This is a genomic window from Erythrobacter sp. SN6-5 (genome assembly GCF_057364945.1).
Genome location: NZ_CP200282.1, coordinates 1,809,030 through 1,823,597, shown reverse-complemented (window position 1 = coordinate 1,823,597; position 14,568 = coordinate 1,809,030). Strand labels below are relative to the sequence as shown.

Genomic DNA, 14,568 nt, shown 5'->3' with positions numbered 1-14,568 from the left:
CGGTTCTGGGCTTGTCTCAGTGGGACGCCAATGTCCCACAGAAACGGAGACAAGCCATGAGCAAGAAGGCCAAACTGATCCAATTGATGAAGCGGAAAGAGGGCGTGAGCCTTGTCGATGCATCGAAAGCGCTTGAATGGCAGCCGCACACTGTCCGCGCTGCCATATCGCGGCTGCGCAAAGACGGCCACGCAATCGAGGTTACGAATACTGCCAAAGGCAATCGTTACGTCCTCAAGGCTGGCGATGACGCATGAGCAATACCGCGCTGAGCGAGCTCGATGATCTGGAAAACCTGAACTACCATCAGCTTCGCATTGGATGCGCCAAAGCCAGCCTCGAAGCGCTACCACCAAGGCTAAGTCCCGAACTGATGCGTCACCTACTTGCCGGTGCGATCCAGCGTAAGCGGCATCCCAAATTGCCAACCGACGCCAGCATCTTACGGACCCTGAGACGCAGCCTCGATACCGGATCAGAAAAACAGGTTCCGCTGGTCAATTCAGGAAGCGTGCTTACCCGCGATTGGAAGAGTAGGCGCCATACGGTTCGAGTAAGCGAAGATGGCTATGAATGGGAGGGCGAGACCTATCGCAGCCTCTCCAAGATAGCCTTGCTCATCACCGGCACGCGTTGGTCGGGCCCACGTTTCTTCGGCGTGCAGAACTGATGGCGCGCATTCGCTGCGCCATCTACACCCGCAAATCCACCGAAGAAGGCCTCGATCAGGACTTCAACAGCCTGGATGCCCAGCGCGAAGCATGTGAAGCCTACATCAAAAGCCAGGCGCATGAGGGCTGGCAGCTCGATCCAAAGCGATATGACGATGGTGGGTTCTCAGGCGGCAATATGGAGCGCCCTGCCCTCGAGCGGCTGATGGAAGCGATCCGGGCACGCCAAGTCGATCGTATCGTCGTCTACAAGATCGACCGGCTCACCCGCTCGCTTGCTGATTTTGCCAAGCTGGTGGAGGACTTGGATGCGGTTGATGCGACGTTCGTCTCAGTGACGCAGAGCTTCAACACGGCCACAAGCATGGGACGGCTCACGCTCAATATGCTGCTTTCGTTCGCGCAGTTCGAGCGGGAGGTCACAGCAGAGCGCATCCGAGACAAGATTGCAGCCTCCAAAGCCAAAGGTCTTTGGATGGGTGGTAGGATCCCCACTGGCTATGATGCTGATGGTCGAACGCTCAAGGTCAACGAAGCCGAAGCGAAGACCATCCGAAGGCTGTTCGACCTTTACCTTGAGCTTGGGCAGGTTCCCAAAGTGGTCGAGCAAGCCCAATGCGAAGGGCTTCTCACGAAGCGATATGAAGCCAAGACGGGACGGATGCTGGGAGGGCGGCCATTCACGCGCGGATTGATCTACCGCGTGCTTGGCAACGCCATCTACATCGGCCGCATCCCGCATAAAGATACGAGCTATCCAGGCCAGCATCAGGCGATTATCGATCAGACAACCTGGGACCGAGTACAAGAGAAGCTAGCGAGCAACAATCGGACGAAGGGAGGTCGCAATGTATCTGGCACGCTTTCGGGGCGGTTGTTCGACAAAGACGGCATAGCCATGACGCGCCATACCGCCAATCCGCGCGGCAAGGTCTACACCTACTATCTGTCGGGCGAAGCAAGCCCGCATGATTGGCGGATCCGCGCATCTGATCTCGAAGGCTGCGTGACCTGGTCAACTAGGCAGATCATCAAGGGGTTACGGCCTAGCGATGTCGATGGACTAAACAGTCCTTCGCAGATCAAGGCTTTTGAAACCGCCCAGGCGGAGTTGCTTGAGCGTCCACGCGCCATGATCCTTGATCTGGTCGAGACTATTGCCTTGGGTCTCAGTGATATCAGAATTCAGCTCTCGCGCAGTCAGTTTGAAGATGCGCTCGGAACAAAACTCCACTCCCACGCCCGACTTAAACGGGAGTTCGATGTCGAGCTGATCAAACGCAAACATGAACTCAAGCTCGTCTACGATGCAACGGTTACCCATCCTGATCGAGTGCTCCAGCAAGCTCTTCTCAAAGCAATCACCTGGAAAGCTCGTCTCATCGCGGGCGAAACAATGACCGATATCGCCAAAGCAGATGGCTTGAGCGTCCAGGTGACCAGCCGCCGTATGCGGCTCGCGCTGCTCTCTCCGGCCATCCAGATGGCAATCGCCAAGGGCACCCAGCCAGCCTCGCTAACCCTGCAACGCATCATCTCCTCTCAGCTTCCCCTATGCTGGAAAGCCCAGGAAAAGCGCCTTCTAGAACAGGGAAATTGAATTCCCTGTTCCGTACGCAAAATACCCTGTTCTGCAGGGGTAAATTCCCTGATATGCGAAATTGAATTCCCTGATATGAAGTCCGGAAATCGGTAAATTCTGGCGTGTTCGCAGGAGCTTAACTGTATTTAGGCCGATACAGGTGATCAAAATTTGCAAAATTCCCTGTTAATGGCGTCTCAGCACCGGCCAAAATACGTTCTGAGACTATCGCGGAAAACCCAGCATTGAGACGGAAATTTGGAGTCTCCGCGGTGCTGAGTGCACGCGCAAAGCCCTCGGAATGCGGGGCTCTCAGGCAGTGGTTTTGGAATTCCCTACTCGGGCAGGACTAGGTGGCGGAGAGGGTGGGATTCGAACCCACGGTACCCAGAAGGCACAACAGTTTTCGAGACTGCCCCGTTCGACCACTCCGGCACCTCTCCGTATTGGGTGCGCGCATTTGTTGAAAAGCGCTGCTTTGAATGGGCAGGCGTACGCGCCGCATTCCGGTCGGGAGCGCCGTTAGCGCAGGCCCCATGGCTTGCCAAGGGTAGAATGCCCCGCACCTTCGCATTTGGGCCACACAAGGCCGCAATTCGCGTCGAAAGCTGACCAAAACTGGGGAGTGATCCGTGCTTACGCTTGTTTTGCACCTGCGGAGGTCCATATTTGTGAATATGGAAAGTGCAGAGTTCTTCTCCAGCCAAGCGGGCCGTAAGTTGATTGCGCCACGCCAGCTTAAGGCTCGTTTCGGTATTGGCGACGTGGTCTGCCACCGTCTGTTCGATTTTCGCGGCGTCGTGTTCGATATCGACCCGGTCTTTGCCAATAGCGAGGAATGGTACGAGTCGATCCCGGAGGACATCCGCCCTCGCCGTGATCAACCTTTCTACCATCTGCTCGCCGAAAATGACGATGCGAGCTATGTTGCCTATGTCAGCCAGCAAAACCTGCTGGATGATGCGACAGGCGGGCCGGTCGACCATCCAACCGTTCCGCAATTGTTTGATGGCTTTAAGGACGGCCGGTATCAGATGCGCCGTTCCTTAACGCACTAAGCGCTACAACAGTCTCCTAACTCTTCAGCTTCCATCCTGATTTCAGCACTGCATAGACTGCACCTGCCATCACCAGATTGAGCACCAGCAAGCCAACCGCTGCGCCCATAACTGCGCTGTCAGCTCCGATATCGCTGCGGCCCAGGAAGCCATAGCGGAAGCCTGAGATCACATAGAAGAACGGATTGAAACGGCTGATCGCCTGGAACATCTCCGCCAAATTGTCGATCACGTAGAACGTGCCGGATAGCAGCGACAGCGGCGCAATCACGAAGTTGCTGATCGCGGCGTTGTGGTCGAACTTCTCCGCCCAGATTGAGGTCGCAAGGCCGAGCAGCGCCAACATCACCGTCCCCATTAGAGCGAACCAGATCACCGCCCACCAATGCTGAGGCGCCAAGGACACACCTGGCCACAGCAGCATCGCGAGCGACACCGCGCCGCCCACCGCAATCCCGCGCGTTACCGCAGCCATCACGATCCCGCTCATCAGCTCTCCCGGAGACAATGGCGGCATCAAGAGGTCGATGATCGTCCCCTGGATCTTGCCCGACAGCAGCGAGAAGGACGAATTGGCAAAGGCATTTTGCATCATGCCCATCACAATCAAGCCAGGCGCGACGAAGCTGGCGAATGGCACACCCAGAACTTCGCGCCCCCCACGACCCAATGCGACCGTGAATATCACCAGAAACAGCAGAGTTGTGACCGCCGGGGCCCAGACAGTCTGCGTCTGCACCTTGAGAAACCGTCGAACCTCCTTAATATAGAGGCTCCATAACCCAACGCGGTTGATCCCGGTGATGAGCGGGGTTCCACGCGGTGGAAACTGAACGGTGCTTGGCGCGCCTGCACTGCTAGGCGACACTTCATTTAGGACAGCGTCTTGGTTTGCGCTGGATTGTGCTTGATCGGCCATAGAAGGTGCGGTTAGGGCGAAGGGGAATGGCATGCAAGTGCGGCGGGTTCGCCGGGCCGGTATGACTGGGGATGAGATTGATGGCGACCTTCGCACCACTGCGCGGGCCGCGCGCGCATTTGGCGCGATAGAGATGGAATGGAGTTTCAATGGCTTGGACCGATGAGCGAATTGGTACGCTCAAGAAGATGTGGGAAGGCGGCTCGACCGCCAGCCAGATTGCTGAGGAACTGGGCGGTGTCAGCCGCAATGCAGTAATCGGCAAGGCGCACCGGCTGGGCCTGAAGTCCCGCCCTTCCCCTGTGAAGGCCAATGAGAAGAAGAAGGCGGCCAAGAAGGCTGCGGCCAAACCAGCCGCCAAGAGAGCGCCGCCAAAGACCACCGCGAAGGCTCCTGCTGCTGCGGCAAAGCCTGCGGCGAGGTCAAGCGCTGGCGCGCCTACTGTTGCGCCAAGCGGCCCCGCGGCGAGCGGTATCCCGTCGCAGCCTCTGCCCGATCCGCGCCCTGACCTGCCCAAGATCGTCTCGGTTGGCCCTGGCGGCTTCCTGAGGCAAGGCCCCGGTGATCAGCAACCGCCGATCCCGCCTGCGCCGCCGCGCCGTCTGGTGCCGGCCAAGCCAAGCCCCGAGATTGCGGACAAGACAAGCCTGCTCGACCTGTCTGAGAAGGTGTGCCGCTGGCCCATGGGTCATCCTGGCGAAGCGGACTTCCACTTTTGCGGAGAGGCCGTGAACCCAGGCTTTCCGTATTGCGTCGAGCATTGCGGCCGGGCCTATCAGGCGCAATTGCCGCGCGGTGCCCGCCGACCCCCACCACCCTTGCCGTTTGGCGGCCCACGGGTCCGCTAAGGCGCGCACTACCAGCATTGGCCGCGCATCCTTCGCGTTGCGCCCACACCTCTGATGCGACAAGCGAGCTGCCATACTGCGCGGCTCGCCTTGTCGTGCATCAGGCACGCTTGGAACGGCTGGAACACAGTACAGGGTCAAAAAACCAATCGATTGAAGCCGTCGCAATTGATCGGAAAAAGCGATCACACGCATCCGAACATCAGCCCATCTGTCAAAGCCTTCCGGACCGATCCCGCTTAAACGCCAAACAGCCCGCCAACTTAACCGCCCGGACAAGCACCAACACGACCGCAAAATACGCAAAAGGAGTCGCCAAAGGATCATTCCTCAACCCTGCCCGTGCAAACCGGCAGTAGGAAAGTGTTTTACGCTCCGCCCTTTGCGCGCCCTCCCCTCCGCTCGCCCAAACACCAGCCCCACGCCCCAACGCACCTGTCCATAGGACGCTGCCCATGCCTTGTGTTCTTGAGATCCGCCCGGCAACACAGCCTGCAAAACACGCCTAGTCATGCCGACAGAACGGAGAACCCCATGCCCATTTCACTTCACGCCGCCTTCGTCCCCAGCGGGCTCCAAATGATCGGCACCGGACGCCATCTGCTCAAAAAGGGTGAGGCATGGTGCGATGCGCAGGGCAAAGACCATAGTGACGTTCTAGGCGCGCGGATTATCGAGGATATGCTGCCCTTTACCTATCAGGTGAAATGCATTGCAGAGCACACCGCAGGCGCGCTCGCCGCCGTTCAAGTCGGAGTATACAGCCCGGACCTGAACCCGCCTCCAGGAACCTTTGCCGATCTGCACGCAAAGCTCGACGGAGCAGAGGCCGCTCTGGGGGCCCTCACCGAGGAGCAGATGGAAAGCTGGATCGGTCAGGACATGCGGTTTGAATTCAAAGACATGGCAATGGATTTCACTGCGGAGAACTTCCTCCTCAGCTTTGCTCAACCCAATTTCTATTTTCACGCGGCAACCGCCTATGACATTTTGCGGATGCTCGGGGTTGAGGTTGGCAAGCGCGACTTTACCGGCGCTGTCCGGATCAAAATGCCATCATGATATCAGCCGGCGGCGACCAGCGAGGGTTCTCCGCAGCTTTATGATTTTACGAGTGTTTACGCCTCCACGCGCCGCTTGCTTGGTAAGCAGGCGGCGACAATGCACGCACCGCCACTTAGAGCCCCAATGATGACCCTTTCAAAACTCACCGCCTCCCTCCTCCTCGCTGGTACCGCACTGGCTTTGCCCAGCGCCGCGCAAGCAGAAATTCCCGCGTCCGTGCGCGCGATGATCGAAAAGGCTGAGGAAAGCGATGATGTGGAGGCGATGCAGGTTTTGATCGACCTCGCGGATGAGACATTTCCGGGCAATGCCGACGAACTGAACACGATAATGGCGAGCTTTAAAAAGCGTGTCGCCGTAAAAACCGCGGCCGCACAGGCGGCTGAGGCAGAGGCCGAAGAAGAAGCGATCCGCAATGCTGGCATCTTTCAAAACTGGTCTGGCAAGGGCGAATTTGGCGCGTTCCGGTCCACCGGTAATTCATCCAACACCGGGGTAACCGCCGGGATTGAGCTGGGCCGCCAAGAATTGGGCTGGCAACAGAATTTTAAATTCCTCGCCGATTTCCAACGCAGCAATGGCGTGACCACGCGCGAGCAATTCCTCGCCGCCTATCAGGCCGATGTCGACATCAGCGACCGCCTGTTCGCTTATGGCCTTGGTCAATGGGAACGTGACCGGTTTCAGGGCTTTTCAGCGCGCGTCTCTGCCTCGGGCGGCCTTGGCTACCGCGTGCTGACTGAGAACCCGAAACTGACCGTACAGGCCTAGCCCCGCATACCGCGTTACGCGCAGCACCACTGGCGATGTGTCACGCGATATCGCCGGGCTCGCCGCGCTCGATTTCGATTGGGAAATCGCGGAGTCCCTGAAACTCACTCAGGATGCGAGCGCCTTTATCCAATCGGGCAACAGCACCTATACCAGCACAACCGGCTTGCAGGCGTCGCTCAGCGACAATCTGTCCGCGCGCATTTCTTATGCGGTGGAGCATGACACGAACCCGCCGCTGGGCGCGGTGCAAACCGACACGCTGAGCCGGATTACGCTGATTTACGATTTTTGAGGCGGGGCTTAGGAGCTAGGGCGGAGGGTCGGTTTGCGTGCCATGAGCAGCAAATCCGATCGTATTGTCACCTCGCTCCCGTTGATGAATCGCAGCGCGATTGACTGACAATCTTTGAGACATCCCAGATCTGGACCACCCCATCAAAGCTTGCGGTCATCACCCGGCCGCCGGACTGGCTAAACTGCGCACTTTGAAGGATGCCTTTGTTGGCAGAAAGGGTTGCCAGATGTTCGCCATTGTCGACATCCCATAGACGCGCTGTCTCGTCATAGCTTGCCGTCAGAATGCTCTGACCATCTCGGCTGAAGCTTAAATCGACTATCCAATGATCATGTCCCGATAGCGTAGACAGATGTTCACCCGTTATCGCATCCCAGATACGCGCAGTTCCATCAGTGGCTGCTGTCGCGATCAGTTTCCCATCCGGACTAAAGTGTTGATCTAGGACAGTCCCAGAATGGCCCGACAGTGTCGTCAAGAGATTGCCAGACCGCACGTCCCAAACACGTGCTGATTCATCGCCACCAGAGGTTACTAATCGAGTGGCAGTGGGGCTAAAGCGTGCGAAACTTACATAGCCGACACCTTTATCATGAACCTTCATAGTTCTTAGAGGTTCACCAGTCGACGCGCTCCAGACACGCGCAGTGTTATCGCCGCCAACCGTCAAGATGCTGGTTCCATCCATGCTAAAATGGGCAGCGCTTACACCATAGGCATGTCCAACCAATGTGGTGAGATGTTCGCCTGTAGAAACAGCCCATACTCGCGCGGTACTATCCAGACTAGCTGTGACAACTCGCGAACCATCTGTGCTAAAGGATGCCGAGTAAACCCAATCGGAATGACCAGACAGTGTTGCTAACCTTCTGCCCGTACTCACATCCCAAATGCGCGCTGTCCCATCCTGACTTGCGGTTACGATCTTAGAATTGTCGGAGCTGAACTCCACAGTATTGATTGTTTCGAAGGCTTCGTTCGTGCCAGTCGCGTGGCCTGCCAAGGTCGCTAAATGCTCACCAGACAATGCATCCCAAATTCGGATCTTTGCATCACTGCCAGCTGTCGCGACCTTTAAGCCGTCTGGACTGAGGCTCGCTCCAACTGCAGCTTGATCATTATTGAGAGTTATTGCGGTGGGTAACTCATTATCCGCTTTCGAGTCCCCTGGAAGCGGATTCGGCGCGGAAACTGCTTTGTATTCTGATGCTTGCTTTGCGAATGCTTCGGACACATTCGCGTTCAAGACAGAAATAAAGGAGGCGCCCAATATGAGTGACAAAAGCACAATGCCGGTCGCCAACCTCCAATTCATTTTATGAGTGTTCCTATTGCTGTCATTAAGAGCGAAGATGCGCTCACGTTCGTCTGCGGCTAGCTCACTTCCTGGCAAACCAGATCACGTGATGCGCGCCTTTGTTGTTCGGGCGAGAGCGCACGCGGCGTTCTTCTACGTTCAGGCGGGCATCTTGCAGGCGGCGTCTAAAGCCATGGTCGGGCGCGGCGGACCATACCGCCAGCACGCCGTCAGGGGTGAGAGCATCGCGCGCTTTGGCCAGGCCGGTGCGCGAATAGATGCGGTTGTTGTCGGCGCGCACCATGCCGTCTGGGCCATTGTCGACGTCGAGCAAGATCGCATCGAACTTTTCGCAGGTGCCATCATTCGCGTCATCGATCAGCGCGGCGACATCGCAAATCTTGAGGTCCAGGCGCGGATCACTGAGCGCATCGCCGGTCAGCTCTGCCATTGGGCCCTTTGCCCATTCGATGATCTTGTCGGAGATTTCGGCGACCACCGCCTCTCCCTTGTCCCCCATCCGCGCAAGCGCCGCACGGTAGGTGAAGCCCATCCCATATCCGCCGATCAGAATGCGCGGGTTTTCCTTCTCCATCCGGTCAAACGTAAGCTCGGCCAACTGCTCCTCTGAGAAGCGCATGCGCGTGCTCATCAGCTCATTATAGCCCAGCACGATCATGAAATCGCGCCCGTGGCTGTACAGCTCAAGCACTTCCCCATCGGGAATTTCAACGGTGTCGATCAGTTCACGTTTCAGCATGGTGGCGCTTTAGTCTTGTGGCGTGCACAACACCAGCCCGCGCGCCTTAGCCAGGCCCTCCGCTCATACAGTTGCTTCCAAAACCATGTTCGTGGGTGTTTCAGCAGCGCGTTTCACATTTCCGAAGCCAGCTTGGCCCAAAACCTCAGCCAGCCGTTTCTGACCGGCCTGCGCGCCAAGGCCCAGAGCCACATCCTGAGATAGCGAATTGGGCGTGCAAACCGTGGTGGAAAAGGCGTAGAAAATTTGCCCCAGCGGGTTCATATTTTCCGCCATGCTGTCACCGGCCATCGGTTCGACCAACATAAAAGTGCCATCGTCCTTAAGGCTTTCGCGCACATGCTTTGACGCGCCAACGGGATCACCCATATCGTGCAGAGCATCAAAGATGCAGGCGAAGTCAAAGCCGTTCCCGGGATAGTCCTGCGCGGTTGCCACAGCGAACTCGATATTGCTCAAGCCCGCTTCATCGGCTTTTCGCTGCGCCTCCTCAATCGATGGCGCATGATAATCAATGCCAACGAAATGCGAGTTGGGGTAAGCCTGCGCCATCAGAATGGTTGAGGATCCGTGCCCACAGCCAACATCGGCGACCTTTGCCCCGCTTTTCAGTTTATCCTGAACGCCCGACAGCGCCGGTATCCAGTTTTCAATCAGGTGTGCGGCATAGCCTGGCCGGAAAAAGCGATCCGTACCGCAGAACAGGCATTGCGTGTGGTCGCCCCATGGGCGGCCTTCTCCGCTACGAAAAATCTTGGTGGCTTTTTCATGCCCTTCATATTGCGAAACGACGGCTTGAATAAAGCCTTGCAAGCATGCCGGTTGTCCTTCCCGGCCGAACACCAACGCTTGTTCTTCAGTCAGCGAGAAACTGTTATCCTCGGCATGATGTGTGACATAGCCAGCGGCGCATACCGACCCGAGCCATTCACGCAGATATTTGGGGTTGTGCCCCGTCCGCTCTGCGAATTGATCAAGAGTTAGGCGACCTTGACCGTCCAAGGCATCGAATAGCCCCGATTGATCGCCGAGATACGCCATGTAGAGGCTAAGCGCCCCGGCCACATCACCGATAGTCTTACCAGCCAGCGCTTCCAGCTTTTCCAAATCTACGTCACTCATCCCACGTTCTCCTATGCGGTTAAAACGTGCGACCCGGTCAGTTTTTTGCTTGGCGAAACGACTCGCCAGATGGCGCAATGGTACCACGAAATCTGCGGCATTCCCTCATGGGCACAAAAAAGGCCGCCTGGATCAACTCCAAGCGGCCCTTTTACTGGCTAGTTGAAAGACTTAGTCTTTCAGGAAGTCTGGCATTGCTGCTGGGCCATCGCCGTCCCCGCCTTTGTCGCCGCCGCCGCCGCCACGTGGGCCTCGACCACCGCCGCCGCCGCGTGGACGACGGTCACCGCCACCGCGGCCACCGCGGTCACCGCGCGGCTTGTTTTCGCGTGGTGGGCGGGTGTCTTCCAGCTCTTCACCGGTCTCCTGGTCAACAACGCGCATCGACAGGCGGACCTTGCCGCGGTTGTCGATTTCGAGAACCTTGACCTTCACTTCTTGACCTTCGGAAACGACGTCGGTGACTTTCTCAACGCGCTCGTTCTTCATTTCGGAAACGTGGACGAGACCGTCCTTGCCGCCCATGAAGTTCACGAATGCGCCGAAATCGACGATGTTCACGACTTTGCCGTTGTAGATTTTGCCGACTTCGGCTTCTTCTACGATGCCTTCGATCCACTTTTTCGCGGCTTCGATTTCATCAGCGTTTGAAGAGCTGATCTTGATCGTGCCTTCATCGTCAATGTCGACCTTCGCGCCGGTTTCCGCAACGATTTCACGGATAACCTTGCCGCCTGTACCGATGATGTCGCGGATCTTCGACTTGTCGATCTGCATGGTTTCGATGCGCGGTGCGTGCTTGGAAACTTCGCCGCGTGACGCGCCGAGTGCTTCGGTCATCTTGCCCAGGATGTGCGCACGGCCTGCTTTCGCTTGCTCTAGCGCTTGGGTCATGATTTCCTGCGTGATGCCGGCGACCTTGATGTCCATCTGAAGGCTGGTGATGCCTTCCTCAGAACCGGCGACCTTAAAGTCCATATCGCCCAGGTGATCTTCATCACCCAGAATGTCGGACAGAACGGTGAAGTCTTCGCCCTCAAGGATCAGGCCCATCGCAATCCCGGAAACCGGACGCTTCAATGGAACGCCTGCGTCCATCATCGAAAGCGAGCCGCCACAAACGGTCGCCATCGAAGACGAGCCGTTGGACTCGGTGATGTCTGACAGAACGCGGATCGTGTAAGGGAAATCCTCAACACTTGGCAGAACCGGGTGCAGCGCGCGGAATGCGAGCTTGCCGTGGCCGGTTTCACGGCGGCTGGTAAAGCCGAAGCGGCCCACTTCGCCGACCGAGTATGGCGGGAAGTTATAGTGCAGCATGAAGTTGCTGTAAGAGAGGCCTTCCAGCCCATCGATCATTTGCTCAGCATCTTTGGTGCCGAGCGTCGTGGTGCAGATCGCCTGCGTTTCACCGCGGGTGAACAGGGCCGAACCATGGGTGCGTGGTAGAAGGCCGACCATCGCCTCAATCGGGCGAACTTCGTCGGTCTTACGGCCATCGATGCGCTGGCCATCCTTGAGGATCGCCTTGCGAACGATGTCGCTTTCCAGCTTCTTCACGAGCTTCAGGATGCCCATGTATTGTGCTGGATCGCTCTCTTCGAGATCGGCAAAATGCTCGCGCGCTTTTGCACGGGCTGCGTTGACGGCGTCCTGACGGGCGCTCTTCTCGGTCAGCTTGTAAGCCGCTGCCATGTCGTCGCCGATGGCGCCGCGCAGCTGCTCAAGTGCGGCCGATTTGTCTTCAACCGGAGCGAGTTCCCAAGGATCCTTCGCAGCTTGTTCAGCCAGGTCGATGATCGCGCCGATAACCTTCCGGCTTTCCTCGTGAGCAAACATCACCGCGCCGAGCATTTGCTCTTCGGTCAGTTCTTTCGCTTCGGATTCGACCATCATCACCGCGTCTTGCGTTGCAGCGACAACGAGGTCGAGATTGCCTTCCTCGCCCAGCGCATCATTGATGGTTGGGTTGAGAACGTATTCGCCTTCATTGTTGAAGCCAACACGCGCTGCGCCGATTGGGCCCATGAATGGCAGGCCAGAAATCGTCAGAGCGGCAGAAGCTGCGATCATCGCGAGGATATCTGGCTCGGTCTCGCCATCATAGGAGAGGACCTGACAGATTACGTTGATTTCGTTGTAGAAACCTTCTGGGAACAGCGGACGACATGGGCGGTCGATCAGACGGCTGGTCAGCGTTTCCTTTTCAGTCGCGCGGCCTTCGCGCTTAAAGAAGCCGCCTGGAATCCGGCTTAGCGCTTGAGAATTTTTCTTGATAGTGAACGGTCAGCGGGAAGAAATCCTGGCCTTCCTTCACAGATTTGGCGGCGGTGACTGCGCACAGCACCACGGTTTCGCCATAGGTGGCCAGAACAGCACCGTCGGCTTGACGGGCAATACGGCCGGTTTCCAGAGTGAGGGTTTTCCCGCCCCACTCCAGCGATACGGTTTTCGTGTCGAACATTGATTTTCCTTTATGACCCGCGCCGCCATATTGCGTGCACGGGGCCTACTTCGCGAGGTTAGACCGGACTCGCGCCGGTGTGGGGCTTGAAACTCTAGGCCCCAAGGCTGGATCACCGAATTGCGATCTTTGCCCATTGCCTGAAAGCGTCGATCGAACGCCCTCAATTTACATGTATATAGCTACCATCTTTGAATTCGATATAATCATCGCAATCGAACGGATTTCCGTCCATGCGACAAAGATCAGATGCATAAATCGCGACGGTAGCCACGAATGTGAGAAGGTTAGTTCCGATTAAGAGCGCAAAAATATAACGCTTCTTCATCGTACGGCTCCTTCCCAGATGCAAGAAAGGCGACCCTTTGGAGCCGCCTTCCCGCAAAACTCTTATTTCCGCAGACCCAGCTTCTGGATCAGGGCGTTGTACCGCTCAACATCTTTCTTCTTGAGATAGGCGAGCAGGTTACGGCGCTTGTTGACCATCATCAGAAGGCCGCGGCGCGAATGGTTGTCTTTGTGGTTGCCTTTAAAGTGATCGGTCAGGTTGCGGATACGCTGGGTCAGGATCGCGACCTGTACCTCTGGACTTCCGGTGTCACCCTTACCTTGGGCGTTGTCCTTGATGATCTTGGCTTTTTCTTCGGCAGTTACCGACATAATATTCTCTCTTACTCAGCGACATCGGGAAGGTTAAAGCCCCGCACGATTTTGGTCGTACCGTCGATCAACTCAACGAGCGCTACCGGAACATTGTCCAGCATCGCGCAATAGAGCCCATCGCTTTGGGGCAGTTCAGACAGGACCCGGCCCTGGCGGACCGCCTGCGCGCTAGTCTGATCGAGGATTAAGGCCGGGATGTCGTCCAGCCCCGCCTCGAGCGGCAGGAGTAGGTCAGATAGTTGCGCGCCATTAGCTTGTTTCTTCAACTTGTCCAGCGAAATCGCCCGTGTTTCAGTAAATGGCCCCGCCTTTGTGCGCCTAAGATATGTGACATGCCCGCAAGTCCCAAGTGCATGGGCGATATCGCGGGCAAGCGAGCGGATGTAGGTGCCTTTGGAAACATGGGCTGAGAGGGTGATTTTCTTTAGGCTCTCGTCACCCTGAACTTGGTTCAGGGTCCATCCCTCAGAACTCTCTTCAAAGTTTGAGCTGGCGATGGATGCTGAAACAAGTTCAGTATGACACGGCGTGAGAGAGTTGATCGTAACCGCCCGCTTCTTCAGCTCCACCTGCTCGCCAGCCCGTGCCAGATCATAGGCGCGCTTGCCGTCCACTTTCAGCGCAGAATAGGCCGGCGGGACTTGCTCAATCGGCCCGGTGAAATCAGGCAACACGACCATGACCTTGTCCAAGGTCGGCATGACATCGCTGCGCTCGATTACCTCGCCCTCAGTATCGAGCGTGTCCGTCTCCTCGCCAAAGAGGATCGTAAAATCGTAGATCTTGCTGGCATCCAACATCCGCCCCGCCAGCTTGGTCGCCTCGCCTAGCGCAATCGGCAACACTCCCTCGGCCAGCGGGTCGAGCGTACCGCCATGCCCAACCTTGGTCTTGGCATAGCCGCCTTCGCGCAACACGCGCTTCACCGCGCCGACAGCCTGCGTCGAGCTAAGCCCACGCGGCTTATCGAGGATTATCCAGCCATGGGGAGCGGGATGGATCGGGACGGGACGATTGCTCATCCCGCCCCGCTAGGGACTTGTACCCAAT

General features: G+C 57.2%; 15 protein-coding genes, 1 tRNA gene and 1 pseudogene. 9 read left to right on the top strand and 8 right to left on the bottom strand.

The window, feature by feature from the left end; all coding sequences use genetic code 11:
- Positions 1-56 precede the first annotated feature (56 nt).
- Genes AC0V6Z_RS09115 through AC0V6Z_RS09105 form a run of 3 tightly spaced genes read left to right on the top strand, consistent with a single transcriptional unit; the run spans position 57 to position 2,271 of the window.
- On the top strand, positions 57-257 hold the full coding sequence (locus AC0V6Z_RS09115; protein ID WP_472638206.1) for a DUF3489 domain-containing protein: 201 nt from the start codon (positions 57-59) through the stop codon (positions 255-257).
- Complete coding sequence (locus AC0V6Z_RS09110; RefSeq protein ID WP_472638205.1) at positions 254-670, top strand: DUF2924 domain-containing protein; 417 nt, start codon at positions 254-256, stop codon at positions 668-670. Before AC0V6Z_RS09115 ends, AC0V6Z_RS09110 begins: the two co-directional genes overlap by 4 nt.
- Complete coding sequence (locus AC0V6Z_RS09105; protein WP_472638204.1) at positions 670-2,271, top strand: recombinase family protein; 1,602 nt, start codon at positions 670-672, stop codon at positions 2,269-2,271. Before AC0V6Z_RS09110 ends, AC0V6Z_RS09105 begins: the two co-directional genes overlap by 1 nt.
- A 336-nt stretch (positions 2,272-2,607) precedes the next feature.
- On the opposite strand, the gene AC0V6Z_RS09100 is transcribed toward AC0V6Z_RS09105, so the two are convergent.
- A tRNA-Ser gene (locus AC0V6Z_RS09100) sits at positions 2,608-2,696 on the bottom strand.
- Between the two features lie 234 nt (positions 2,697-2,930).
- Here AC0V6Z_RS09100 and hspQ point away from each other — a divergent pair.
- Positions 2,931-3,311, top strand: a complete 381-nt coding sequence (gene hspQ / locus AC0V6Z_RS09095) for a heat shock protein HspQ (RefSeq protein ID WP_472640881.1) — start codon at positions 2,931-2,933, stop codon at positions 3,309-3,311.
- Between the two features lie 16 nt (positions 3,312-3,327).
- Here the strand turns inward: hspQ and AC0V6Z_RS09090 are convergent, their stop codons facing one another.
- Positions 3,328-4,230, bottom strand: coding sequence for an ABC transporter permease (locus AC0V6Z_RS09090; protein ID WP_472638203.1), 903 nt, complete (start codon positions 4,228-4,230; stop codon positions 3,328-3,330).
- Between the two features lie 31 nt (positions 4,231-4,261).
- On the opposite strand from AC0V6Z_RS09090, the gene AC0V6Z_RS09085 reads away from it, so the two are divergent.
- The 5 genes from AC0V6Z_RS09085 to AC0V6Z_RS09065 all read left to right on the top strand — a co-directional run bounded on the left by AC0V6Z_RS09085 (position 4,262) and on the right by AC0V6Z_RS09065 (position 7,209).
- Positions 4,262-4,396 carry a hypothetical protein gene (locus tag AC0V6Z_RS09085; protein WP_472638202.1) on the top strand — a complete coding sequence of 45 codons (135 nt, stop codon included), beginning with the start codon at positions 4,262-4,264 and terminating at the stop codon, positions 4,394-4,396.
- Positions 4,380-5,078 (top strand): GcrA family cell cycle regulator, encoded by a 699-nt coding sequence (locus AC0V6Z_RS09080; RefSeq protein ID WP_472638201.1) that lies wholly within the window; start codon positions 4,380-4,382, stop codon positions 5,076-5,078. Before AC0V6Z_RS09085 ends, AC0V6Z_RS09080 begins: the two co-directional genes overlap by 17 nt.
- Positions 5,079-5,612: 534 nt before the next feature.
- A complete protein-coding gene (locus AC0V6Z_RS09075; protein WP_472638200.1) occupies positions 5,613-6,140 on the top strand; it encodes a DUF1993 domain-containing protein in 528 nt (175 codons plus the stop codon).
- 126 nt (positions 6,141-6,266) lie between these two features.
- The gene (locus AC0V6Z_RS09070) at positions 6,267-6,914 is read left to right on the top strand and encodes a DUF481 domain-containing protein (protein ID WP_472638199.1); all 648 of its coding nucleotides are present in this window, start codon (positions 6,267-6,269) and stop codon (positions 6,912-6,914) included.
- 37 nt (positions 6,915-6,951) lie between these two features.
- Entirely contained in the window at positions 6,952-7,209 is a 258-nt protein-coding gene (locus tag AC0V6Z_RS09065; protein ID WP_472638198.1) for a DUF481 domain-containing protein, read from the top strand.
- A gap of 67 nt (positions 7,210-7,276) precedes the next feature.
- On the opposite strand, the gene AC0V6Z_RS09060 is transcribed toward AC0V6Z_RS09065, so the two are convergent.
- The 6 genes and pseudogenes from AC0V6Z_RS09060 to truB form a co-directional block, all read right to left on the bottom strand.
- Positions 7,277-8,527 carry a WD40 repeat domain-containing protein gene (locus AC0V6Z_RS09060; protein WP_472638197.1) on the bottom strand — a complete coding sequence of 417 codons (1,251 nt, stop codon included), beginning with the start codon at positions 8,525-8,527 and terminating at the stop codon, positions 7,277-7,279.
- A 64-nt stretch (positions 8,528-8,591) separates the two neighbouring features.
- Positions 8,592-9,269 carry a spermidine synthase family protein gene (locus tag AC0V6Z_RS09055; RefSeq protein ID WP_472638196.1) on the bottom strand — a complete coding sequence of 226 codons (678 nt, stop codon included), beginning with the start codon at positions 9,267-9,269 and terminating at the stop codon, positions 8,592-8,594.
- 63 nt (positions 9,270-9,332) lie between these two features.
- Positions 9,333-10,391 (bottom strand): class I SAM-dependent methyltransferase, encoded by a 1,059-nt coding sequence (locus tag AC0V6Z_RS09050; RefSeq protein ID WP_472638195.1) that lies wholly within the window; start codon positions 10,389-10,391, stop codon positions 9,333-9,335.
- 171 nt (positions 10,392-10,562) lie between these two features.
- Positions 10,563-12,855 (bottom strand): annotated as a pseudogene (gene pnp, locus AC0V6Z_RS09045) (polyribonucleotide nucleotidyltransferase).
- Between the two features lie 390 nt (positions 12,856-13,245).
- Positions 13,246-13,515, bottom strand: coding sequence for a 30S ribosomal protein S15 (gene rpsO / locus AC0V6Z_RS09040; RefSeq protein ID WP_298468140.1), 270 nt, complete (start codon positions 13,513-13,515; stop codon positions 13,246-13,248).
- 11 nt (positions 13,516-13,526) lie between these two features.
- Positions 13,527-14,540 (bottom strand): tRNA pseudouridine(55) synthase TruB, encoded by a 1,014-nt coding sequence (truB, locus tag AC0V6Z_RS09035; RefSeq protein WP_472638194.1) that lies wholly within the window; start codon positions 14,538-14,540, stop codon positions 13,527-13,529.
- Positions 14,541-14,568: the final 28 nt, after the last annotated feature.